Origin of the sequence: Mariniflexile sp., from assembly GCF_041583155.1 — a bacterium.
Taxonomy (GTDB): domain Bacteria; phylum Bacteroidota; class Bacteroidia; order Flavobacteriales; family Flavobacteriaceae; genus Mariniflexile.
In genome coordinates this window covers 15,319-40,458 of record NZ_JBFHGK010000009.1, presented here as the reverse complement: position 1 = coordinate 40,458, position 25,140 = coordinate 15,319, and the positions used below count along the sequence as shown (strand labels likewise).

Sequence of the window (25,140 nt, the reverse complement as noted above, 5' to 3'; positions counted from 1 at the left end):
AACTTTATAAAAAGAAAGGGTTTCCCATTAAATAGAAACCCTTCGTAATACCCATATTTTTTTTACTCAACGACAATTTTTTTAGCGGATTTTCCTTTATTGGTCTCTACTTCTATAAAGTACGTACCGGATGATAAGTTTTTAGTATCAATTTTTAATGCTTTTGTTGAATACAAATATTGACTTTGAATGTTATAAATATTAACTTGTTTTAACTCAAAACCTTTATTTAAATTTATGTTTAACACATCTGAAACAGGGTTGGGGTATAATTGGAAACTATCAAAATCTAAATCAGTTATGGATAGCTCTGAACATGATGTACTAAAACTAGCCGTAGCATCTTTGTCTAGCCAATACGTACTACTATAGGTAACATTATCTACCTCTATACAGGTTAAGTTTGGATTGTTTAAGACGTAAAATGTATAAAGTTTAGTGTTATTACCATTCTTTACATTTAAAGTCTCTAATTCATTGTTACTACACGTCAGTCTTTCTAAAAACGGTGTAGAATTTAAATCTAGACTCGTTATTTTATTGAAACCGCAATGTAATTCTATTAAAACTGAATTGGAACCTAAATTTAAACTTGTTATATTATTTCTTAAGCAATACAATCTTTTTAAAGATGGATTGGAGCTTAAGTCTAAATTTGTTATATTATTTTGGACACAATTCAATGATTCTAAATACGGGTTAGAGCTTAAATCTAAACTCGTTAAATTATTGGATGGGCATTCCAAATATTTTAATACAGGATTGGAACTTAAATTTAGGCTCAACATATTATTACTCCAGCAATACAGTCCTTCTAAAGCAGGATTAGATTTTAAGTCTAAGCTTGTTAAATTATTATTAAAAGAGCAAATTAACACTTTTAAAGCTTGGTTGGAGCTTAAATCTAAACTCGTTAAATCATTGTAAGCACAATCCAATCTTAATAAAGCTACATTAGATCTTAAATTTAAGTTTGTTATATTGTTTTTAGAGCAATACAATGATTCTAAAGATAAGCTAGAGCTTAAGTCTAAGCTTGTTATATTATTGTAAGAACAGTATAAATTAATTAAAGCTGGGTTGGAGCTTAATTTTAAGCTCGTTATATTATTTTCAGAACAATACAATGTTTCTAATGCCGTATTGGAGTTTAGATTTAAGCTCGTTATGTTACTTCCACTACAATCTAAATATTTTAAAGCTGGGTTGGAACTTAAGTTTAAGCTCGATATATTATTGTTAGAACAAATTAATACTTCTAAACTTTCAAAAGAACTAATGCCAGTTAAAGAACTAATACCTTTATAAGAAATATTTAAATTTACAATAGACTTAATATTTTCTGTTAGCACAAACTTGTCCAAAACCGTATCATACCCTAAATCAATTAAGGCTTGTTCAAAATTACGATCAGGTATATAAGTTTTTTGAGCCGTAAGTGTTATACTTATAAATAAACACGCAGTAAAGTAATAATGTTTCATGCCTATAAATTATATTTCTATATATATATTTCAGTTTTTACCACATTGAATTTATAAAGTTAAATGAAATACACGTTATAAATGAAGTTATCCACATTATATACTATATTAAATATTTCTTTTAAAATTTTAAAAAAAATAATGATTGTTATTATAGTATGTTAATAGCGGTATAACTTTTTTAAATTTTATTTTGATTACATTAAATTTACATTCTATTAATAGGTAATTAACAATGCAATTTCTTTTAAAAGCTTCATTATTAATGAATTTTAAAATTATATAAACAGTTGTTAACAACTTAAAATCCCTGTTAATTATTAATAAATAGTTTAAAAACCGGTGTTCATATAAATCATTTGATGGCTTATAACATTAAAAAAAAAAGTGAGTTAAATTTTTGGAGAATTCATGTCGGTTTTTGATTGGAAAATTAAATGGATTTTCAATATTTTAATTTTAAAAAATTATCAACACTTATTAACAAGTAATCAATACTATAATACACATAGTTTATAATTATTACCTTTGTATAGATTTACATTAAATTTATATAAATGAATATTGCTATAGGAAACGATCACGCTGGTACCGATTATAAATTCGCTATTTTAAAACATTTAGAATCAAAGGGTTATACTGTTAATAATTACGGAACCGATTCTAATGATAGTGTTGATTATGCCGATTTTGTACATCCAGTTGCTGAAGATGTTGTTAATAACAAAGCAGATTTTGGTATTTTAATTTGCGGTAGTGCTAATGGTGTTGCTATGACTGCTAATAAGCATCAAAAAATACGTGCAGGTTTATGCTGGAATAAAGAAATTGTTCATTTAATACGTAGCCATAACAATGCTAATATTTTATGTATTCCGGCGCGTTTTACCGCTATACAGCAAGCTGTAGAAATGGTTGATGTATTTTTAAATACAGAATTTGAAGGTGGCCGTCATCAAAACCGTATCGATAAAATTCCTGTTTCTTGTTAAATGTCCCATTCGCATCATCACCATGCACATGATCATAACGATTTAAAAGGTAGGAATCTTTTAATTTCTATACTTTTAAACATTCTTATAACAGCTTCGCAAGTTATAGGAGGTATCATTTCAGGTAGTTTAGCTTTATTAAGCGATGCGCTACATAATTTTAGTGATGTATTATCTTTAATAGTTAGTTATGTTGCTAATAAGCTTTCTAAAAAAGAAGCCTCTATTCAACGAACTTTTGGTTATAAACGGGCCGAAATTTTAGCAGCGTTTATAAATGCTTCTACATTAATAATTGTTGCTATTTTATTAATAATTGAAGCTGTTAAACGTTTTCAAAATCCGGAAATTATTAAATCAGGTTTAGTAATTTGGTTATCTGTTTTAGGTATAGTTGCTAACGGTTTAAGCGTATTGTTATTAAAGAAGGATGCTAAAAACAATATCAATATGCGAAGCGCCTATCTACATTTGTTAACCGATATGATGGCAAGTGTGGCGGTGTTAATTGGTGGTTTGTTAATGAAATTTTACCAGGTATTTTGGGTAGATAGTTTGTTAACTTTTTTAATAGCATTGTATTTAATTTGGATGGGTTACGATTTACTAAAAACCTCTACAAAAATGCTGATGCTTTTTACACCAAGTCATATAAATATTAAAGAGGTTGTTAACAACGTGAATCAAATACCAAAAGTAAAGCGTTTGCACCATGTACATATTTGGAATTTAAGTGATAATGAATTGCATTTAGAAGCGCATTTAGATTTAACTGAAGATGTATCAATTACAGAATTTGACGCTATTTTACAGGATATTGAAGTCTTTTTACATGAACAATATGATATTAACCATGTAACTATTCAACCTGAATTCAATAAAAATGATTCCAAAGAAGTAATTGTTCAGGATTAAAAATCTTTTTTAAAAAAGGTACGACGTGGGATTCTCATTAATATCATCTAAAAAGTCTGGTAATAACGAATTTAAAAATATGCTAAAAACTCAAGTAAAAACCTTTTCAGAATTAAGCATTCAAGAATTATATAGCATTTTACAATTACGTAGCCAAGTATTTGTAGTAGAACAAAATTGTGTTTATCAAGATATTGATGGGAAAGATGAAAAGGCATTACATGTATTAGGGATTAAAAACAATAAAATTATTGCTTATACAAGATTGTTTAATCCAGGTGATTATTTTGAATATGCCAGTATTGGTAGGGTAGTGGTGGCCCAAAACGAACGGAATTATAACTATGGTTACGACATTATGAAAGCCTCCATTGAAGCTATTGAAAGTATTTTTAAATTAAAAAAGATAAAGATATCTGCTCAGGCGCATTTAAAATCCTTTTATAATAACTGTGGTTTTATTGAGTATGGTGAAACCTATTTAGAAGATGATATTCCGCATATAGCTATGTTAAAAGGATAATAACTTAAGTATTTGTTTAACGTTTTAAGGTAAAATGTCCTTTAATAATTTCACCTGTATTTAAAGTAATGGCATACCAATAATCATTAGTTTCTAATGGTTTTCCATTAAAGGTGCCATTCCAGCCTATTGAATTTGCTGATAAAAATTTTAAAAGCTTACCATTTCTATTAAAAATAGCTATAGATTTTATAGTATTATTAAAATCTTCCACCTTCCAAAAATCATGTGTACCATCATTATTTGGTGTAAAATATTTAGGAATATAATAGTTTTCAGAAATAATTAAGATTTTAAATTTACTTTCTTTTGTAGCACAAATGGAGGTATTATATATATAAATTGTTTGAGATTTATTTATGATATCTCCGGCATTTAAAGCAGTACCTAAACCGCCAGATTCCGTAAAATAACGACCATAAGTAAGAGGAGGTAAGATATAAGATGTGTTTGTAATTACGCTATTTAAGGTATCTATATTTACATAATAATTACATTCACTTTGGGTATCTACATAATTTAAAAATTTATTTGGAACCCATGTTGTTGGTATGTTTAAAGGATTATCAACAACTACACAATTCAGATTAATATTATTACTAAAATTTACAGTAGCTTTACTATTATTTCCGTTTTTAAGATTCAATTTGCATAATTTATTAGAGCTACAATCTAGACTTGTAAGGTTGTTAGTTCTAGAAAAATCTAATTCAGAAATTGAATTATTACTACAGTTTACAGTTATTAAATTGTTGTTTGTTTCTGTATTTAGAAAAGAGATGTTATTGTTCTCACATGTTAAAATTGTTAAACTAGAAATTTTAGAAATATCTAAATTTGAAATTAAATTAAACCCACATTCAAATCTATTTAACTTTGTGTTTTTAGTAATATTTAGGTTAGTTATTTGATTGTTTTTACATACGAAAACATTCAAATTTATGTTTTTTGATACATCTAAATTAGTAAGATTATTGGAATTACAAACAAGTGATATTAGCTTAGTATTTTTAGTAATATTTAAGGTTGATAATTGATTATTATCGCACCAAAAAATACTTAAATCCAGTAGGTTTGAAACATCTAAAGCAGCTAAATTATTATAACTACAGTAAATTTGAGATAGTTTAGTATTATTAGAAATATTTAGGCTAGTAAGTAAATTTTTAGAGCAATTTAAAATAGTTAAACTAGTAAAGTTTTCAATACCTGTTAAGTCCGAAATATTTTTATTTGCAACATCTAAATTGATAATTGTATTAATATTTGAGGTTGGAACAACTCCATTTAAAGGAGCAGAATCATAACCTAAATCTATTAAAGCTTGTTCAAAATTCGGGTCTGGAATTGTTGTGTTTTGTGAATGGATTGTAACACAAAAAAGTATTAAAAAGAAACTGTTTATATATGCTTTAATTAACCACATAGGTAATAACAATTTCTACACGTCGGTCAAATTTTGGGTCGCCACCTAACGGAAATTTTCGACGCAAACCTAAATGGCGCATCCTTTTTTTATCAACTCCTTTTTTAGAGAAATAATTATAAATGTATTCGGCACGAGCTTCAGAAAGGTTACGTAAGTTTGTTTTTCTATCAACAGCATCTCTGGAATTTTGCGTACAACAAACATGACCCTGAATGGTGAAATATAGGTCTTTTCTATCCACTAAAATATTTGCAATTTGTTCCAATGTTTTTTTAGATTCTGGCATCACTTGGCTATAACCAGTTTTAAATAAAATGGTATCAAAAATAATTTTATCGCCTACTTTTAAATCTCCTTTTAATACTTCTTGAATTTCTTTCTTTTTAGGTTCTTCAACCTTAAGTACTTCTTTTTCAGTGTTAACTTCTACAACTTTTATTGGTTTAGGCTTAACAATAATTTCTACTTTTCTATTTAATCCTCTAATTTTTACAATGTTTTTTTCTTCAACAATTTTTAATAAAATTTTGCCTTTACCGTCTACATTTGTTATTAATTCTTCACTAATTTCATTGTTAGAAAATACGGTTTTGATAGCGTCAGCACGTTGTTGGGATAGTCTTAAATTATAGGAAACGGCACCAATATCATCACAAAAACCAAAAATAGAGATGGATTCGATATCAACATCAGCTAAGCTAGAAATGAATAATAATAGGCGACTTTCTTCGGTTGAAGGAATGGCGTATTTATCAGTATCAAAATAAACTTCATGTGTTAATTCTTTTTGAGAAAAAACGGTTGCAGAGTGAAGTGTTATTAATAAAAAAAACAGCAATTTATACATAGTAGGGGACTGAAACGGAATATAAATATACTATTTAATACGTATTTTATATAAAATTACAGCGTATTTAAGATTAACTACTTGTACAACAGGATGAAAGCCTATTTTTTATTTTAGAAAGCTATAATAGGTAGTTTGATTTGTAAGAATTTCAGTTGCCTTTTTTATTTCAGGATCATGAATTTTATAATAATCATACAAACCTTCACGGTACACATAACGTTTAACAATTTCTTCTGTTAATAATTGTAATAAATAGGCTTTATTTTCATCGATAACGGTAGATTTCGATTTGTTCAAATTAGTTATTAGTAAGTTGTAATCAGATTTAATATTATCATCTAAGTCTTCATTTTTAGCTGCTTCAAGAGCTTTGGCTAATGCTTTTTCAGTAGCAGTTACAAATGAAAAGTTATTGGTTTTTAAGAAATTTTTGAAATTAACAAAATCAGTATCATTAAGTTGTAAATTATTAACATCTTTTACATCATGGTTGTAATAGTAGTTTGTTGCGTAATTGAAAACTAAATCGTTATTAACAATAGCATTTATAATAGATGAATTTTTGGTAGCAGAAACATTAACATCAGGAAAAACACCACCACCATCAAAAACTTTTCTACCATTTTTAGTTTTAAACTCGTTGTAGTTTTCTTGTTTTACACGAACGGCTTCTCCTTTATCATTTCTATGCCAATAATCAAGTGCTTGAATACACCTGCCAGAAGGCGTATAATATCGTGAAATAGTTATTTTAACTTGCGTACCATATACCAATTCTTTTGGACGTTGTACTAACCCTTTTCCAAAACTTCTAGAACCAACAATAACGGCACGGTCTAAATCTTGTAATGCGCCGGAAACAATTTCGCTTGCCGAAGCACTGCCTTCATCAATTAAAATAACTAACGGAATGTTAGTATCTATTGGGTCGTTTTGGGTATAATATGTTTTGTTATATTTTTTAACTTTAGATTTTGTTGTAACTACTAATTGGCCTTTTGGTACAAACAAATTCACAATATTAATGGCTTCATTTAGTAATCCACCTGGGTTTCCACGAACATCTAAAATAATTCGTTCAGCTCCTTGTGCTTTTAAATCGCGTAAGGCATAATTAGTTTCAGAAGAAGCTTTACTGTTAAAACGACTTAATACAATATATCCTGTTTTAGCATTTACCATAGAAAAATGAGGCACTGCTTTTATTTCCACCTCTGCACGTTTAATACTTGCTGTTTGTGTTTTACCTTGGCGTTTATAAGTAACTTCTACCGAGGTATCTGTAGCTCCTTTTAATAGTTCGCCTGCATCTTCCTTATAAGTTTCTATAAGGGTGTTGCCTACTTTTATTATTTCGTCACCTGCTTTTAAACCGGCCTTATCTGCTGGATAATCTTTGTAAGGTTCAACGATTATTAGTTTATCTTTCAAGGTTTTTACTTTGGCTCCAATACCTGTATAATCGCCTGTATTGTTAATTCTAGCAGCTTCTACATCCTGTTCATTCATAAAGTTTGTGTACGGATCTAGATCGGCTAACATACTCTTTATGGCTGTGTCCATTAAATCGCCTGGGTTGGTTTCATCAACATAATTCATGTTGAGTTCCTTAAATAGTGTGGTAAAAATTTCAATTTGTTTCGCTATTTCAAAAAAATCGTTTCTAAATGCCGTTGTTGTTATAAATAAGGCACTCGCTATAACGGGTATTATCACTCTTTTTTTCAATAATTTCTTCATCACTATTTATATTTTTCTTCAGAAATGTTTTTTGAAAATTTTTCAAAAAGTAGTTTCATTCGGGTTTCAACTTGGGTTAATGTAGGTTTGTCTTTGCCAATGTACAAAATCATAAACGCGTAGGATGTTGTTAAATTGTTAAAATAAACAGATTTGTTTAGCCTGTAAGATTCTCGCATTAAGCGTTTTATACGATTTCTATCTACAGCAGTTTTAAAAAAACGTTTACTAACAGAAACGCCTGTTTTTGTTTGAACAGCTTCACTAAAGGTAGTGGGTAAATACACTAAACGCAATGGAAAAGCTGAAATTGATTTACCTTCTGTAAACAATTGGTCTATTAGTTTTTTACTTTTTAGTTTTTCTTTTTTGTTGAAGGTAAATTTCAAGGTAAAGGGTTTTAAAAATTCAAAGGTAATGAAATTAAAAAAGCGGTTTTATAACTAATACTTTACAGCTATTTTTTTTGGCGGTTTTTAGTTAAACTTTTATTTGTTTTAGCGAACCAAATACCAGGATGCTATAAGGTTGAATAATGGTTTTTAGGGCTAATTAAGGCATTCTATCATTGGTGAACTTTGAAGCTTGAGGCAAATTAATAAACAAAAAGTTTAAAATATTTTTATTACTTTGTATCATTTGAAGAGTTTTTTATGTTTGATGATGTTTTAGCGGCCATACCTTTTGGAATTATTTTAGCCTTTACTATAGGACCTGTTTTTTTTGTATTGCTTGAAACCAGTGCGACAAAAGGTTTTAAGAGCGCTTTAATTTTTGATTGTGGTGTAATGTTGGCTGATATTATCTTTATAGCTGTTGCATTTTTTAGTACTAGCAAACTTCTTGAAACTATAAAGGATGACCCTAGTTTTTTAATTTTTGGAGGTGTTTTATTAGTTACCTACGGTTTTATTTCCTTCATTAAAACATCAAAATCATTTAGAGATATTGTTAGAGAATACCATAAAATACAAATAAAGAAAGGTTACGGTAAACTTTTTTTAAAAGGTTTTTTACTTAATTTTATTAACATAGGTGTACTATTAGGTTGGGTAGCCTTTATTGTTATTGCTAATACCATTACAAGTTCTACCGATGGTGTTATTGTATTTTTAAGTACCATTTTAATAGTTTATTTTCTTGTGGATTTAGTTAAAATGGTATTGGCAAAAAAATTAAAAAGTAAATTAACACCACGTATCATTTTTAAAACCAAGAAACTAATTGCTTTGGTTATTTTAGGCTTCGGATTATTACTTTTAGTACAAGGATTCTTTCCAAAGGAAAAGGAATTATTAAAAGAAAAACTAGAAAAAATGAGCCCTATGAATAAGAATTCAGGTAATTGAATAAAGGGTTTTAAGCGATATAATTATTCCTTCAAATTGTAAAGCATAAAAAAACCCCCAACATATGTTGAAGGTTTTTTTGAGGTGTCGAGCGGATTCGAACCGCTGTAGCAGCTTTTGCAGAGCTGAGCCTAGCCACTCGGCCACGACACCTTATTTGAGAGTGCAAATGTAAAAAAAAAATACACTATTCTATAGATAAAATTAAAATTAACGCTTTTCAGACATTTTAATAGTTACTTTTTCAACATCACCACCAATAGGAGGGTTTATTTTACTTACCCAAACGGTTGCTTTTTTTACCATTTTATCTTCTTTTAAGATTCTGTTTAAAATACGTTTTGCCACCGTTTCTAATAATTGAGAAGGGATAGCCATTTCATCCTTAATAATGCGATTTAAAAACACATAATCCACAGTATCAGTAAGCTTATCTGTTTTCGATGATTTTTGTAAGTTAGCTTCAACCTCTAAACTTACAAGGTAATCGCTTCCAATTTTTGTTTCCTCTTTTAAGCACCCATGGTGTGCAAATATTCTAATATTTTCAACTTTTATTATTCCCATCATATGCAGTTTTAAGTCGGTAAAATTACCTAATTTTGCACAATATTTTTTGTTTAATTACCTATTGCCAAACATTTTTATGTCTGAAGAAAAAAAATCACTCAACTTTTTAGAGCAAATTATAGAGAAAGATTTAGCTGGTGGAATGCCACAAAGTAAACTTCGTTTTCGTTTCCCACCAGAGCCAAATGGTTATTTACATATTGGACATACTAAAGCCATAGGAATTAGCTTTGGTTTAGGTGAAAAGTATAATGCACCGGTAAACCTTCGTTTTGACGATACGAATCCTGCCAAAGAAGAGCAGGAGTACGTGGATGCTATTAAGGAAGATGTTTCTTGGTTAGGCTATAAATGGGATAAGGAATTGTTTTCTTCCGATTATTTTCAACAACTTTATGATTGGGCAGTACAATTTATTAAAGAAGGAAAAGCCTATGTAGATTCACAATCTAGTGAAGCTATGGCAGAACAAAAAGGGACACCAACCCAACCAGGTATAGACGGACCTTATAGAAATAGAAGCGTAGCAGAGAATTTGGATTTATTTGAACGGATGAAAGCCGGTGAATTTGAAGAGGGTACTCACATTTTACGCGCTAAAATAGACATGCAACATCCAAATATGTTGATGCGCGATCCGATTATGTATCGAATACTAAAGAAGCATCACCATAGGACGGGTAATGACTGGTGTATTTACCCAATGTACGATTGGACGCATGGTGAAAGTGATTATATCGAACAAATTTCACATTCCTTATGTTCTTTAGAATTTAAACCTCATAGAGAGCTTTACGATTGGTTTTTAGACCAAGTAGTGGATAAAGATTTAGTTAGACCTAAACAGCGTGAGTTTGCTCGTTTAAACCTAAGTTATACCATTATGAGTAAGCGAAAGTTACTTAAATTGGTTGAAGATGGGATTGTTCGTGGGTGGGATGATCCTAGAATGCCAACTATTTCTGGTCTGCGCCGAAGAGGTTATACTCCAAATTCACTTAGAAAATTTGTAGAAACTGTTGGTGTTGCTAAACGTGATAATATTATTGATGTGTCGCTTTTAGAGTTCTGTATACGTGAAGATCTAAACAAAATTGCACCTCGTGTGATGGCAGTTTTAGATCCTGTAAAGCTAGTAATTACTAACTATCCTGAAGGGAAAGAAGAGTGGTTGGATGCCGAAAATAATCAAGAGGACGATAGTGCTGGTTTTAGAAAAGTACCGTTCTCTAGAGAGTTGTATATTGAAAGAGAAGATTTTAAGGAACAAGCTAATAGTAAATATTTCCGTTTAAGTTTAGGGAAAGAAGTGCGTTTAAAAAACGCGTATATTATTAAAGGAGAAAGTGTTGTAAAAGATTCTGAAGGAACAATTACTGAAATTCATTGCACTTATTCTGAAGATACATCAAAAAAAGTAAAAGGTACTTTGCATTGGGTTTCTATTAAACATGCTGTAAAGGCGGAAGTGAGAGAGTATGATAGATTATTTATGGATGAAGCACCAGACAGTTATCAAGATAAAGATTTTATGGAATTTTTAAACCCAGAATCTTTAAAAATTATTCAGGCTTATGTGGAACCAAGTTTATTAGAGGCAAAGGTAGGGGATAGGTTTCAGTTTCAGCGTATTGGGTATTTTAATGTGGATAACGATGCTACTTCAAACAATTTAGTTTTTAATAAAACCGTTGGTTTGCGAGATACTTGGGCAAAACAAGAGGACGTGAATAAAGGTGATAATAAACCCGCACAGCAATCTAATTCTGGACAACAATCGCAACGAAAAGCAATTGATGTAATTCAGCAACTAGGAAAAAAATACACAAACCTCCCAGAAGAAAAGCAATTAAAAACAAAAGCAGAAATTCAAAAATTAGCAAATGATGTTAGTTATGATGATTTACAACCTTTGTTTAATACGGCTGCTAAAAAAGTAGGAACTCGTGTTGCTACTATGATTACTTTAGGGGTTCTATTGAAAAATGGATTAGAACGAAATGAAGATATTAACAATTTTATAGAAACGGCATTAGAAGATTCTAATACTATTTTAGTTGAAGAAGCGAAAACTATTAAGTAGATATAAATGAGTTATATATCATAATTTTTGATATATTTAATATCTAACTTCAACTAACATCATTATGGATTTTTTAAACATTTACGCAATTATTGCAGCAGCCTTTTCTGCATTAATTGTTGGCTTTATTTGGTATAACCCAAAGGTATTTGGCAACGCTTGGATGGATGCTGCTGGTTTATCTGAAGAACAACTTAAAGGTGGTAATATGGCCAAGATTTTTGGATTGGCATTATTATTTGCCTTTATGCTCGGTTTTATATTAGAAAATTTGGTAATCCATCAGGCTGGCGCATTGAGTTTAACTGGAGGCGATTCTAAAGTTGCGCTGCAATCGTATTCAGATTTTATGACGGATTACGGTAACAATTTTAGAACCTTTAAACACGGGGTGCTACATGGTGTTATTGCCGGCATATTTTTCGCTTTACCTATTTTAGGTACTAACGCATTATTTGAACGTAAAAGCGCCAAATATATCCTTATTAATAGTGGTTATTGGATTGTAACGTTAGGTATAATGGGTGGTATTATTTGCGCTTGGAAATAATATTTGTAAACTTTTAACATATAGGAAGACTGAAGTGTTTTAACTTCGGTCTTTTTTATTTTTATATTGAAATCATTTCAAATTTATCATAGTGTTAATGCGCTCCCAACAGATTGGGATGGTCTTGTTGCACATGATATTTTTCTACAATCAGCCTATTTAAAGGCACTTCAAGACGCTTCACCAAATAATATTCAATGGTTTTATGTTGGTGTTTTTAAAAACGAATGTTTAGTTGGAATAGCTATTATTCAAAGAGTTCAATTGTATTTAAAAGACATGTTTCGCACCATAAAAGTTTCCTGTGTTAAGGAGTTTTTTCGCGATGCAATTTCAAAAATATTAAAAGGAAATATACTGGTTGCTGGAAACCTAATGCATACCGGGCAACACGGGTTGTTTTTTCAAAAGAAAATGATTTCACAACAAGACTATATAAATTTAGTTTTTGAAGCCTTAGAAGTTCTTAAAAGCGATATTAAATTGAAACAAAATAAAACCATACGTGCTATTTTGTTTAAAGATTATTTTGAAGACGATAGCATTCATCTAGAAGATGATTTTTTCAAAATTAATAATTTACACAAAGTTACGGTACAACCTAATATGGTGTTACCTATTCAACCAGAATGGACTTCAATGAGCCAATATATTTACGCTTTAAACAAGAAATATAAATCCAGATACAAGCGCGCAAAGAACAAATTAGGTTCTATAGTATGTGAGGAGTTAAATTTAGAGACCATTCAAAGGAATTCTAATAAACTATATGAACTGTATTTAAACGTATCAAATAATGCTAAGTTTAATACCTTCATTTTACCCCAAAATCATTTTTATAATTTAAAGCTTCAGCTTGCTAATAGGTTTAGAGTTTTTGGATATTATTCAAAAGGTGAACTTGTTGGTTTTTTCTCTTTAATTGAAAATAATAATAATCTAGAAACCTACTTTCTTGGTTATGATGAAATACATCAATACCAAAATCAGTTATATTTAAATATGCTTTACAGTATGTTAGATTTTGGTATTAGGAATCAATTTAAAACAGTTGTTTATGCTAGAACTGCTATGGAAATCAAAAGTTCGGTAGGAGCCAAGGCAAAGCCCATGCAAGTATATATTAAACATACCAATTGGTTGTTAAATGCTATTTTAAAACAAATATTTGGTTTAATGAACCCGAAACAAACTTGGGAGGAACGCCACCCATTTAAGACATAAAAAAAGCCTCAATTCAATTAAGATTTGAGGCTTTTGTTTATTAAAAATAATTAATTTATTCCTTATTCTTATTAAGTTTGGCTTCTTTCATGGCTTCTCCAATTTGGTTACTCGCTGTAAAGCTTGTAAGCATTTCGTTAAGCATATTACTACCTGTTTGCGGTGAATTAGGCATTAAAATAAGGTTACTATTGGTATGTTGTCCTATAGATTGCAGGGTGTCGTAATGTTGGGTAACTACTATTAACGCAGAAGCTTCCTGAGAGTTTATTCCAACTTTATTCAATACAAGTACAGATTCTTCCAATCCACGTGCAATTTCCCTACGTTGGTCTGCAATTCCTTGTCCTTGTAAACGTTTACTTTCTGCCTCGGCTTTAGCTTTTTCAACAATTAAAATGCGCGCAGCATCGCCTTCATATTGTGCAGCAGTTTTTTCTCTATCGGCGGCATTAATGCGGTTCATGGCTTCTTTTACTTGTGGATCCGGATCAATATCGGTTACTAGAGTTTTTATAATATCAAATCCATAATCTAGCATAGCATCATTTAATTCTGCTTTTACGGCCAAAGCAATATCATCTTTTTTAACAAATACATCATCCAATTTCATTTTAGGCACTTCGGCACGAACTACATCAAATACATAACTTGTTATTTGGTCGTGTGGATAATCTAATTTATAAAATGCATCATAAACTTTTTCACTTAATACGCGGTATTGCACAGATACTTTTAAGCGCACAAACACATCATCCAATGTTTTGGTTTCAATAATTACATCTAATTGCTGAATTTTTAAACTTAGGCGGCCAGCAACCTTGTCTATAATGGGAATTTTTAATTGTAATCCAGACTGACGAATGCTTAAAAACTTTCCGAAACGCTCAATTACAGCGGCCGTTTGTTGTTTTACAGTAAAGAAGGACGAAAATAAAATTACTAATCCTACGAAAATAAAGGGAATTAAATAAAAGCTCATAAAATTTTTGATTAAAAATGATTAAAAAAAGGGTGATTACTAAAAAAAGTTATATTTGTTTACACAACTTTAAATATACAATGAAAAAACTACATGTAGCTTTATTAGTAGCTCTTTTACTATGTTTTATTACAAAAAATTTCGCTCAAAGGGGAAATTATAGAATTACTAATGAAATTAATGTTACGGGTGGTTTAACTAAATTGGATATTGCTACTAATAATTTCAATACGAAAAAAGGAGATGGCTTTTTAGGAGGTTTTATTGCTTCGGTTGATATTCCTCACAAATGGTATAATGTTAGTTTTGGTATGCAATTGTCTGAAAGCACCATTGGTATTGCAGCAAGACCACTACAAGTAGTTCAAAATAGTGAATTTATTGACTATAAGTTGTTCGCTGCGCAGGTTGCTATGTTGATGCATATTAAAGTCATTCCAAATCATTTTACTTTAGATTTTGGTCCCATGCTACAGTATAATAGTAAATTGGAATTAGAAGATAAAACCAAAGAACATTATTTTGTTGATAATTATATAAACTTAACTGCTGAAAACCTTAGTGATATTTCTCAATTTAATTTTAACGGTGCCATTGGTGCATCTTTAGGGTTTAAGGTTTTTAAATTGAAAGCACAATATATTTATGGATTTACTAACATTTTGAATAGGTTAGAAGCTCAAAGCTTGGATACATCCGGAGGAGATGCCCGTTTTAAAGGGAATCAAAATATGTTGGTTTTAGGTGGAATAGTGTCATTTTAATGAATTATTATGAAAAGAAGAACATTTATAGAAAAAACACTTAAAGGCTCTGCTTTGTTGGCAACAACTAGTATGTGGTCTTGCGCTGTATTTAATAAGCAACCAGAAGGTGCTTTTATTGACCGCATATTACCAGCTCCAGTGGGAGGTGGTTTTCGCGACGACAATTATTGGATTTGGGGTTCCTCAGTGATTAAAGGGGAAGATGGTAAATATCATATGTTCGCTTCTAGATGGTCTAAAGATGTTGGATTTGGGTGTTGGGTAACTAATTCAGAAATTGTTCGGGCTGTAGCTGATACACCTGTGGGTCCTTATGTATTTCAAGAGGTGGTTTTACCTGTACGTGGAAAGGAATTTTTTGATGGTATGTGTACTCATAATCCAAGAATTATAAAATATAAAGATAAGTATCTGTTATATCATTTTGGAACAACCTATAATTTTCCGCAACCAACAAAGGAAAATCCTGGTTTAGCTTCAGGCAATTGGAATGAGGCATGGATGAATAAACGTATAGGATTAGCAATAAGCGACTCTGTTTTCGGACCTTGGGAACGTGTTGATAAACCTGTTATTGAACCACGTCCTGGGCATTGGGATGCGTCTATTACATCCAACCCGGCTCCGGCTGTAGACCCAAAGACTGGAAAAATTTTGTTGATGTATAAATCATCGGCCACCTCTAAACCGCCTTTATTATTGGGTGTTTCTATGGCCCATAGTCCGAAAGGTGAATATAAGCGATTAAGTGAAGAACCTGTATTTAGATTTGAAACGCCAGGAAAAGAGCATGTAGATGTTGAAGATCCATTTATTTGGTGGGCTGGTGATAAATATGAAGCTGTAATTAAAGATCGTTCTGGAGAAATTTGTGGTGAAGAAGGTGGCGGTATACACGTTTGGTCCAAAGACGGTGTGAAATGGCATTTATTCGAGCAAGTAAAAGCGTACAGTCGTAATATTTTATGGGACGATGGTACCAAATCTCATCAAAATCATTTTGAACGTCCTTTCGTTTTAATTGAAGATGGAAAACCAACGCATTTATTCGCTGCGGTAGGTAGTGGGCCAGAAGCATGGAAATTTGAAAACACCTGGAATATGGTAATTCCTTTGAAGCATTAATAAACAAAAAAGCCCTAAACTAAAATTTAGGGCTTTTTGATTTTTTAAAGTATTGAAATTATTTTATCAATTCGTTTAACAGTTTCTGCTTTTCCAATTAAGTACATGATATCGAAAACATCTGGACCTTGTAACGAACCTACCAAAGAGATGCGTAAAGGCATCATAACTTGCCCGAAACCTATATTATTAGCCGTTATCCAGCCCTTTATTTCTTTTTGTAAGGTTTCTGTTGTAAAATCACCAATCGTCTCTATAACTGCTTTTATAGAGGTCAATATTTCTGCGGTATTTTCCTTAAAAGCTTTTTTAGTAGCTTTTTCATCAAAAGTGCTTGGTGCTATAAAGAAGTACGAACTTAATTCCCAAAAATCTGATACAAACGTGGTCCGCTCTTTTATTAGTTCAATTACAAGTGCAATATAATTAACATCAATGTTTGCTAGAACTTCATGTTTACTTTTAAAGATTTCTGCAAGTTCATCATTACTTTGCTCTTGCATGTAATGGTGGTTAAACCATTTTATTTTATCTGGATCGAAACGTGCTCCCGATTTATTTACACGTTCCAGTTCAAAGGCATTTGTTAATTCATCTAGATTGAATAGTTCTTGTTCCGTTCCGGGGTTCCATCCTAAAAATGCTAAAAAGTTAATCATGGCTTCTGGGAAATAACCATCTTCCTTGTAACCTCTAGAAATTTCTTCCGTAACGGGGTCCGTCCATTTTAAAGGAAAAACTGGAAAGCCTAATTTATCGCCATCACGTTTACTTAATTTTCCTTTTCCTGTTGGTTTCAAAATTAATGGTAAGTGGGCAAATTCTGGTTTTTCCCATCCAAAGGCTTCATACAATTGGTAGTGTAGTGCTAATGATGGTAACCATTCTTCACCACGAATTACATGTGTAATTTCCATTAAATGGTCATCTACAATATTTGCTAAATGGTAGGTTGGCATTCCATCACTTTTAAACAGTACTTTATCATCTAAAACGTTCGTGTCTATTTTTATTTCACCACGAATGATGTCTGTAAGATGTAAGGTTTCGTCTTGCGGACTTTTAAATCGTATTACGTATTCATCACCAGCATCTAATTTTGCTTGTGTTTCTTCAGCGCTTAATGAAAGTGAATTACTTAATTTTAAACGATTGTGCCAGTTGTAAATAAAAGTTTTTCCTTTGGCCTCGTGCTCTGCTCTTTGAAAATCTAAGGCTTCTGGTGCATCAAAGGCATAATAAGCTTTGCCGTTGGCAATTAATTCTTCAGCGTAAGCTTTATATAAATGTTTACGTTCACTTTGGCGGTATGGTCCAAATTTTTCATTTTTATTAATACCTTCATCATAAGGAATACCACACCAGTTTAGTGCATCAATTATGTATTGTTCAGCGCCTTCTACGTAACGGTTTTGGTCTGTATCTTCAATACGAAGTACGAAAGTGCCATTATGTTTTTTAGCAAATAAATAATTGAATAAAGCCGTACGAACACCGCCTATATGTAAAGGGCCTGTTGGGCTTGGTGCAAAACGCACACGAACATTTTTGGTCATGTTTAATAAATTTACTGCAAAGATACAATTAACACATTATTATAATCACTGTAAAAAATAAAATTGTAGTTTAGTTGGTTAAATATTAGAGATGCAAAGTAATTTTAAAAACATACAATCAAAGCTAGAGGCCTTTATAAGACGCTATTATGTAAACGAATTGCTTAAAGGAGCAATTTTGTTTGTTGCAATTGGTTTGTTGTATTTTTTATTAACCTTGTTTATTGAGCATATGTTATGGCTTAATACAACAGCACGCGGCGTTTTATTCTGGTTATTCATTGGTGTAGAATTTGCCTTATTGGTTAAATTTATTTTTATTCCATTAGCAAAACTTTTTAAATTTCAGAAAGGAATTAATTATGAGGATGCCTCGAGAATTATTGGTTTGCACTTTCCTGAGGTAAATGATAAGTTGCTTAATGTTCTTCAATTAAATGCCAGCATTAATCAATCGGAGTTATTGTTAGCAAGCATCGAGCAAAAGTCGTTGGAGTTAAGGCCTATTCCGTTTAAGTTGGCAATTAATTTTAAAAAGAATATTCCTTATTTAAAATATGCGGCTATTCCTTTGTTAATTTTGGTTTTTACTTTTTTGTTTGGTGAAACAAATTGGTTTAGCAATAGCTTAGAACGTGTTACACATTACAAAACTGCTTATGAACCACCGGCACCTTTTCAGTTTTATGTTGTTAACGATAATTTAAATGCTGTAGAGAATAAGGATTTTAAGTTAATTGTAAAGACCGCTGGAGAGCTTATCCCAGATAACGCTGAAATAGTTTATAATGATGAATCCTATTTTTTAAAACAAACTGGAGTAGGTGAGTTTGAATATGTGTTTACTGGTTTAAAATCTGGAGTTCGGTTTCAATTAAAAGCAAATAATGTTACCTCCAAACCATATAATATTTCTGTTTTGGAAGTACCAACTATGTTGAATTTTGAAATGGTTTTGGATTATCCTGAATACATCAAAAAGAAGGATGAGATTTTAAAGAGCACAGGCAATGCAGTGGTTCCTGAAGGTACTAATATTACATGGAATTTGAGTACCAGAGCAACCGACATGGTTCGTTTATTTTCTAAAGATACTATCAAATTTTCTTCTGATGAATCGGGTTTGTTTAAAACTTCTAAGCGTGTTTTCAATAATTTTAATTACGCTATTAGTACTAGTAATAAAAGTATAAAGAATTATGAAAATTTAGCTTTCAACATTGAAGTGGTAAAGGATGAATATCCTGTAATTAATGTTAAGGTTAAAACAGATAGCCTGGATTTACAGTCGCTTTATTTTCATGGGCAGGTAAGTGATGACTATGGATTTAGTAAACTTCAACTGGTTTATTATCCAGCCAATGATGAGTCTAAGAAGAAAATTCAAAATATTGGGTTATCTAATTCTAATGTTTCCGAGTTTATTAATGCGTTTCCAAATAATTTACCTATTGAGGCAGGTGTTCCTTATGAATTGTATTTTCAAGTATTTGACAATGATGCTATTAAAAAGTTTAAAAGCACAAAAAGCAATGTTTTTTACTTTAGAAAACGAACTAAAGAAGAAGAAACTACAAAACAGTTAAATGAACAAAGTGAATCTATTAAAGATTTAAATAAATCACTTAAAAAGTTTGATGAACAAGATAAGCAATTACAGGAATTATCTAAAACACAAAAGGAGAAAGAGCAATTAAGTTTTAATGATAAAGCGAAATTGGAATCCTTTTTAAAGCGTCAGAAACAGCAAGATGAAATGATGAAGAGCTTTAATAAAAAGTTAAAAGATAATTTAGAAGCGTTTGATAAGGATTCTAAAAAAGAGGATGTTTTTAAAGAAGATTTAAAACAACGTTTAAAAGAAAATGAAGAACAGCTTCAGAAGGATGAAAAACTTTTAGAAGAACTTAAAAAATTACAGGACAAAATTAGTAAGGATGAGTTAAGTCAGAAATTGGATGATTTAGCAAAACAAAACAAAAATAAGAAGCGAAGTTTAGAGCAGTTACTAGAACTTACAAAACGATTTTACGTTGAAAAAAAGTTAGACAAACTTAAGGATGATTTGTTAAACATGGCTAAAGAGCAGGATAAACTTGCTACGGAGGCCGCTGATAAAAACACGAAAGACAAACAAGACGCATTAAATAAGGAATTCGACGCTTTTCGAAAAGAGCTTGAAGAATTGAAAAAGGAAGGTAATGCTTTAAAGAAACCAATTGAAATCCCTCAGGATAAATTGGAAGAAAATGAAATTCAAAAGGAGCAAAAAAAGGCGTCTGAAGCTTTAAACGAAAAAGTGAATTCTCAAAATCCAGAAAGTAAAAATAATAAACTTAAGAACGCTCAGAGTAGTCAAAAGAATGCAGCTCAGAAAATGAAGAAGCTTGCCGAACAAATGCAAAGTGCCATGCAAGCAAGTGGTGGAGAACAGATGCAAGAGGATGTCGAAATGTTGCGCCAAGTATTGGATAATTTATTAATTTTTTCTTTTGAACAAGAGACGCTAATGGATCGTTTTAAAACAGCAGATGCATCACAAAGTAAATTTGCTTCTATCCTTAAAAAACAAAACACATTAAGAGAACATTTTGAACATGTTGATGATAGTTTATTTGCTTTAGCATTGCGTCAACCAAAACTTTCTGAACAAGTAAATAAAGAGATTACAGATGTGTTTTATAACATAGATAATGCTTTAAGTTTATTTGCGGATAACAAGGTTTATCAAGGTGTTTCCAAACAGCAATTTACTATTACTGCAGCCAATAATTTATCAGATTATTTAAGTGACGTTTTGGATAATATGCAAGAAAGTTTGAGTATGTCTCAAGGTAAAGGAGGGCAAGGAGATATGCAATTACCAGATATGATTATGACCCAAGAACAACTTAATAAAATGATGGAAGATGGTTTAAAAAAGGGTGAGCATGGCAAGCCTAAAGATAATGGTGAAGGCAAAAAGCAAGGAGAAGAAGGTAAAGAAGGTAAGAATGGAGAAAAACAAGGAGGTAAATCATCTGGTGAAGGAGAAGGTTCTAATGAGGATTTGAATGGACTTTTGTTTAAGATATATCAGGAACAGCAAGAATTACGAAATGCTTTGGAAGAGAAACTTGCTAAGGATGGTGTTAAGGGAAATTCAAATGGGCTAACTAGACGGATGGAGGAAATTGAAATGGACTTGCTAAATAAAGGTTTCACGAAACAAACGCTCCAAAAAATGTTAGATTTAAAGCATCAATTGTTAAAAATGCAGAATGCGAGCTTTCAACAAGGAGAAGATAATAAGCGCCAATCTAAGGCTAATAAAGATCAATTTAATAATGCAACAAACAACCAAATTCCAACCGCAAAGCAATATTTTAATATTACAGAAATATTGAACAAACAAACATTACCTTTGCAGCAAATTTATAAAAAGAAAGTTAAGGAATATTTTAAGCAAACTAATGATTAATTTTAATTACGAAACTGATTTCTTGCTAGCCGCGGAAGCAAGTATTAGCAAATGGATAACGGAAGTTATTGCTACTGAAGGATGCACTTTGGAGGAGGTTAATTATATTTTTTGTGATGATGAATATCTTCATAAAATTAACGTAGAGTTTCTACAACATGATGATTTAACAGATGTAATTAGTTTTGATTATTGTGTTGGCAAACACATACAGGGTGATATTTTTATTTCTGTAGAACGAGTAGCTGATAATGCTAAAGACTTCAATGTTTCTTTTAATGATGAATTATGTCGTGTGTTAGTTCATGGTGTTTTACATTATTGCGGGTATAAGGATAAGACAGAATCTGACGCTAAATTAATGCGAGCAAAAGAAGATTTCTATCTTAGCAAACGAGTTTAGTATTTCTCTAAATCGTTGTATCTTTGCAAATTCAAATTTTTAATCACTAATTGTTCCACGTGGAACATTACAATATTTCAAGGTTATGTTTAATGAAGTTTATGATGTTATTGTTGTAGGGGCTGGTCATGCTGGAAGTGAAGCTGCGGCCGCTGCTGCTAATATGGGAAGTAAAACATTGCTTGTTACAATGAATCTTCAAAATATCGCGCAAATGTCTTGCAACCCTGCTATGGGCGGAATTGCTAAGGGGCAGATAGTTCGTGAAATTGATGCGCTTGGAGGTTATAGTGGAATCGTATCTGATACTTCTGCAATACAGTTCAAAATGCTAAATAAATCTAAAGGACCTGCTATGTGGAGTCCGAGGGTGCAAAGTGATCGTATGCGTTTTGCAGAAGATTGGCGTTTGATGTTAGAGGGTACACCTAATTTAGATTTCTACCAGGAAATGGTTGCTGGCCTTGTTATAGAAAACCATAAAGTTGTAGGAGTAAAAACGTCACTAGGAGTAGTTATTAAAGGTAAAACGGTAGTGCTTACAAATGGTACTTTTTTAAACGGTTTGATTCATATTGGTGATAAAAATTTTGGAGGTGGCAGAGCAGGGGAGAAAGCTGCAACTGGCATTACAGAACAGTTGGTTGATTTAGGTTTTGAATCTGGTAGAATGAAAACAGGGACACCACCTAGGGTGGATGGTCGATCGTTGGATTATTCTAAAATGATTGAGCAACCTGGCGATGAAAATCCTGAGAAATTCTCATATTTGGATGTTACAAAACCATTAGAAAACCAACGTTCATGTTATATGACTTATACTAGTGAGTTGGTTCACGATTTGCTTCGTGAGGGGTTTGATAGATCACCAATGTTCAATGGTAGAATTAAAAGTTTAGGACCACGATATTGTCCTTCGATAGAAGATAAAATTAATCGTTTTGCTGATAAGGATAGACATCAATTGTTTGTAGAACCGGAGGGTTGGAATACTTGTGAGGTGTATGTAAATGGTTTTTCTACTTCCTTACCAGAGGATGTTCAGTTTAAGGCTTTGCGTTCTGTAGTTGGTTTTGAAAACGTGAAATTCTTCAGGCCGGGATACGCAATAGAATATGATTACTTTCCGCCAACACAATTAAAACATACATTGGAAACTAAACTTGTTGAGGGTTTGTTTTTCGCTGGTCAGATTAATGGGACTACGGGGTATGAAGAAGCAGCTTCTCAAGGTTTAATGGCGGGCATTAATGCTTGTTTAAAAGCTCAAGAAAAGGATGAGTTTACATTAAGAAGAGATGAGGCTTATATTGGAGTATTGATTGATGATTTAATAACTAAAGGTACGGAAGAGCCATATAGAATGTTTACCTCTCGTGCTGAATACAGAACCTTGTTGCGACAAGATAATGCCGACTTGCGTTTAACCCCAAAGGGTTTTGAACTTGGATTAGCGAGTGAAAAGCGTTTACGTAGAATGGAAGAGAAGCATGAAGCGGCTGAGAAATTTGTTCAATTTTTTGCAGATACTAGTGTGAAACCTGAGGATGCTAATCCGGTTTTAGAAGCTAAGGATTCGTCATTAATAAAACAATCCGATAAAATGTTTAAGATCTTTTCTAGGCCTAATATTACCATTAATGATATGCGTAATTTCAGTTTAGTAGAAGCATATATAAATGAAAATAATTTGGATAACGAAATAATTGAACAAGCGGAAATACAAATTAAATATTCGGGGTATATTTCTAAAGAAAAGAATAATGCGGATAAATTAAGCAGGTTGGAGTATGTAAAGATTCCAGCAAATTTTGATTATTCTCAAATAAAATCTATGAGTTTTGAAGCGCGTGAAAAGCTAAAAAAAATTCAACCAGCAACAGTGTCTCAAGCCTCAAGAATTAGTGGCGTTTCTCCAAATGATATCTCTGTGCTTTTAGTTTATATGGGTAGATAGTTAAAAATAGAATTAACGTTCCACGTGGAACAACGATTATAAAATTGAAACATTTTTATTCCTGTGTAAGCAGGAATTTGTTTTTTACACTAAAAACATCCAGCGTAAAAAACAATATATTATTTAAATAGAGGTAGAATTGTGGCTAAAGAAATTCGATTTAAAGTAAAAGATTATTCCGTTTCCGGAGAAGTTTTTGATTTGGTGGAAAATATGGAATACGGTTTTTTGGAAACTATTCCGCAACCCAATCCAGATAAATTATCTGATTATTATAAAAGTGAAGACTATATTTCACACACCAATTCAAAACGAAATCTTTTTGAAAAAGTATACCATTTAGTAAGACGGATTTCCGTTAATCAAAAATTAAGTTTGATTACTAAATATTCATCTTCTACAAAAATACTTTTAGATGTTGGTTGCGGTACGGGCGATTTTTTGCAAACGGCAAAATTAAATAATTGGAAAGTGTTTGGTATTGAGCCCAACCAAGAGGCAAGAACTATTGCAAATATTAAAACAGATAATGCTGTTTTTAATGTTGAAAAACTTTTGCAATTTGAAAACGAATCTTTTGATGTTATTACCCTGTGGCATGTTTTAGAGCATTTACCAAATTTAGAAGAACAGATTTTAATTTTAAATAAACTATTAAAGCCTCAAGGAACTTTAATTATTGCTGTGCCAAATCATAAAAGTTATGATGCTATTTATTATAATGCATTTTGGGCAGCTTATGATGTACCAAGACATTTATGGCATTTTAATAAAACTGCAATTTCAAAATTATTTTCAAAAGTTTCCATGGAAGTTGTAAAAACCATTCCAATGTATTTTGATGCATTTTACGTAAGTATGCTTTCGGAAAAGTATAAAAATGGGAAATTAAATTTTATAAAAGGATTTTGGATTGGTTTAAAGTCAAATTTGAAATCATTGCGATCAAAAGAGGTTTCTTCGCTAATTTATGTGTTAAAAAAGCAATAAAATTTAATTTAAGCCGTTTTTAGGGTGTTTCATGGCGTTTAACGTCTAAATACTAAGCCTTTTTTTAAAAATCGATTTAAAGGCTTCTAATGAATTCGTTTTTGATAGAAATCTATTATAAAATTAAATAGTAAGCATAGATTTTTGCTATATAGCAAAATCGAGTAAAATTCTACTTTATTTATGGTTTA

The 25,140-nt window shown here is 31.3% G+C and carries 21 protein-coding genes and 1 tRNA gene; 13 read left to right on the top strand and 9 right to left on the bottom strand.

All coding sequences use genetic code 11. The features are described 5' to 3' along the window. Positions 1 to 62 precede the first annotated feature (62 nt). Entirely contained in the window at positions 63 to 1,484 is a 1,422-nt protein-coding gene (locus tag ABYI63_RS05035) for a T9SS type A sorting domain-containing protein (RefSeq protein ID WP_372754095.1), read from the bottom strand. 557 nt (positions 1,485 to 2,041) lie between these two features. Here ABYI63_RS05035 and rpiB point away from each other — a divergent pair. The 3 genes from rpiB (at position 2,042) to ABYI63_RS05020 (ending at position 3,914) form a co-directional block, all read left to right on the top strand. Beyond that, entirely contained in the window at positions 2,042 to 2,476 is a 435-nt protein-coding gene (rpiB, locus tag ABYI63_RS05030; protein WP_372754093.1) for a ribose 5-phosphate isomerase B, read from the top strand. Continuing rightward, positions 2,477 to 3,391 (top strand): cation diffusion facilitator family transporter, encoded by a 915-nt coding sequence (locus ABYI63_RS05025; protein WP_372754091.1) that lies wholly within the window; start codon positions 2,477 to 2,479, stop codon positions 3,389 to 3,391. 79 nt (positions 3,392 to 3,470) lie between these two features. Then, positions 3,471 to 3,914, top strand: coding sequence for a GNAT family N-acetyltransferase (locus ABYI63_RS05020; RefSeq protein WP_372754187.1), 444 nt, complete (start codon positions 3,471 to 3,473; stop codon positions 3,912 to 3,914). A gap of 16 nt (positions 3,915 to 3,930) precedes the next feature. Here the strand turns inward: ABYI63_RS05020 and ABYI63_RS05015 are convergent, their stop codons facing one another. From ABYI63_RS05015 to rnpA, 4 genes are all read right to left on the bottom strand, one after another. After that, positions 3,931 to 5,340 (bottom strand): T9SS type B sorting domain-containing protein, encoded by a 1,410-nt coding sequence (locus ABYI63_RS05015; protein WP_372754089.1) that lies wholly within the window; start codon positions 5,338 to 5,340, stop codon positions 3,931 to 3,933. After that, positions 5,327 to 6,190 (bottom strand): OmpA family protein, encoded by an 864-nt coding sequence (locus tag ABYI63_RS05010; protein ID WP_372754087.1) that lies wholly within the window; start codon positions 6,188 to 6,190, stop codon positions 5,327 to 5,329. Before ABYI63_RS05010 ends, ABYI63_RS05015 begins: the two co-directional genes overlap by 14 nt. A 108-nt stretch (positions 6,191 to 6,298) precedes the next feature. Beyond that, the gene (locus tag ABYI63_RS05005) at positions 6,299 to 7,933 is read right to left on the bottom strand and encodes a S41 family peptidase (protein WP_372754085.1); all 1,635 of its coding nucleotides are present in this window, start codon (positions 7,931 to 7,933) and stop codon (positions 6,299 to 6,301) included. 2 nt (positions 7,934 to 7,935) lie between these two features. Then, positions 7,936 to 8,322 (bottom strand): ribonuclease P protein component, encoded by a 387-nt coding sequence (gene rnpA, locus ABYI63_RS05000; RefSeq protein WP_372754083.1) that lies wholly within the window; start codon positions 8,320 to 8,322, stop codon positions 7,936 to 7,938. Between the two features lie 264 nt (positions 8,323 to 8,586). On the opposite strand from rnpA, the gene ABYI63_RS04995 reads away from it, so the two are divergent. Further along, entirely contained in the window at positions 8,587 to 9,282 is a 696-nt protein-coding gene (locus tag ABYI63_RS04995) for a LysE family translocator (protein WP_372754081.1), read from the top strand. 82 nt (positions 9,283 to 9,364) lie between these two features. Here ABYI63_RS04995 and ABYI63_RS04990 read toward each other — a convergent pair. Further along, positions 9,365 to 9,435 (bottom strand) — tRNA-Cys (locus ABYI63_RS04990). A gap of 57 nt (positions 9,436 to 9,492) precedes the next feature. Next, entirely contained in the window at positions 9,493 to 9,849 is a 357-nt protein-coding gene (gene folB / locus ABYI63_RS04985; RefSeq protein WP_372754185.1) for a dihydroneopterin aldolase, read from the bottom strand. A gap of 79 nt (positions 9,850 to 9,928) precedes the next feature. Between folB and ABYI63_RS04980 the strand changes: the two genes are divergently transcribed. The 3 genes from ABYI63_RS04980 (at position 9,929) to ABYI63_RS04970 (ending at position 13,709) form a co-directional block, all read left to right on the top strand. Beyond that, positions 9,929 to 11,935 carry a glutamine--tRNA ligase/YqeY domain fusion protein gene (locus ABYI63_RS04980; protein WP_372754079.1) on the top strand — a complete coding sequence of 669 codons (2,007 nt, stop codon included), beginning with the start codon at positions 9,929 to 9,931 and terminating at the stop codon, positions 11,933 to 11,935. Positions 11,936 to 11,999: 64 nt separating this feature from the next. After that, the gene (locus ABYI63_RS04975) at positions 12,000 to 12,485 is read left to right on the top strand and encodes a DUF1761 domain-containing protein (protein ID WP_372754077.1); all 486 of its coding nucleotides are present in this window, start codon (positions 12,000 to 12,002) and stop codon (positions 12,483 to 12,485) included. 66 nt (positions 12,486 to 12,551) lie between these two features. Beyond that, entirely contained in the window at positions 12,552 to 13,709 is a 1,158-nt protein-coding gene (locus ABYI63_RS04970; RefSeq protein WP_372754075.1) for a GNAT family N-acetyltransferase, read from the top strand. Between the two features lie 55 nt (positions 13,710 to 13,764). Here ABYI63_RS04970 and ABYI63_RS04965 read toward each other — a convergent pair whose 3' ends face one another. Next, positions 13,765 to 14,691, bottom strand: a complete 927-nt coding sequence (locus ABYI63_RS04965; protein ID WP_372754073.1) for an SPFH domain-containing protein — start codon at positions 14,689 to 14,691, stop codon at positions 13,765 to 13,767. Between the two features lie 80 nt (positions 14,692 to 14,771). On the opposite strand from ABYI63_RS04965, the gene ABYI63_RS04960 reads away from it, so the two are divergent. Together ABYI63_RS04960 and ABYI63_RS04955 are read left to right on the top strand one after the other, a co-directional pair. Then, positions 14,772 to 15,455: a hypothetical protein gene (locus tag ABYI63_RS04960; RefSeq protein ID WP_372754071.1), complete on the top strand. Its 684-nt coding sequence runs from the start codon at positions 14,772 to 14,774 to the stop codon at positions 15,453 to 15,455. Positions 15,456 to 15,464: 9 nt separating this feature from the next. After that, positions 15,465 to 16,583 carry a glycoside hydrolase family protein gene (locus ABYI63_RS04955; RefSeq protein WP_372754069.1) on the top strand — a complete coding sequence of 373 codons (1,119 nt, stop codon included), beginning with the start codon at positions 15,465 to 15,467 and terminating at the stop codon, positions 16,581 to 16,583. A gap of 44 nt (positions 16,584 to 16,627) precedes the next feature. Here ABYI63_RS04955 and gltX read toward each other — a convergent pair whose 3' ends face one another. After that, positions 16,628 to 18,139 carry a glutamate--tRNA ligase gene (gltX, locus tag ABYI63_RS04950; protein ID WP_372754067.1) on the bottom strand — a complete coding sequence of 504 codons (1,512 nt, stop codon included), beginning with the start codon at positions 18,137 to 18,139 and terminating at the stop codon, positions 16,628 to 16,630. A gap of 91 nt (positions 18,140 to 18,230) precedes the next feature. Here gltX and ABYI63_RS04945 point away from each other — a divergent pair, with 91 nt between their 5' ends. From ABYI63_RS04945 to ABYI63_RS04930, 4 genes are all read left to right on the top strand, one after another. Further along, entirely contained in the window at positions 18,231 to 21,599 is a 3,369-nt protein-coding gene (locus ABYI63_RS04945; RefSeq protein WP_372754064.1) for a hypothetical protein, read from the top strand. After that, positions 21,592 to 22,002 (top strand): rRNA maturation RNase YbeY, encoded by a 411-nt coding sequence (gene ybeY, locus ABYI63_RS04940; RefSeq protein ID WP_372754062.1) that lies wholly within the window; start codon positions 21,592 to 21,594, stop codon positions 22,000 to 22,002. Before ABYI63_RS04945 ends, ybeY begins: the two co-directional genes overlap by 8 nt. Before the next feature lie 85 nt (positions 22,003 to 22,087). Next, the gene (gene mnmG / locus ABYI63_RS04935) at positions 22,088 to 23,959 is read left to right on the top strand and encodes a tRNA uridine-5-carboxymethylaminomethyl(34) synthesis enzyme MnmG (RefSeq protein ID WP_372754060.1); all 1,872 of its coding nucleotides are present in this window, start codon (positions 22,088 to 22,090) and stop codon (positions 23,957 to 23,959) included. Between the two features lie 141 nt (positions 23,960 to 24,100). Beyond that, on the top strand, positions 24,101 to 24,949 hold the full coding sequence (locus ABYI63_RS04930; RefSeq protein WP_372754057.1) for a class I SAM-dependent methyltransferase: 849 nt from the start codon (positions 24,101 to 24,103) through the stop codon (positions 24,947 to 24,949). The last annotated feature ends 191 nt before the right edge of the window (positions 24,950 to 25,140 follow it).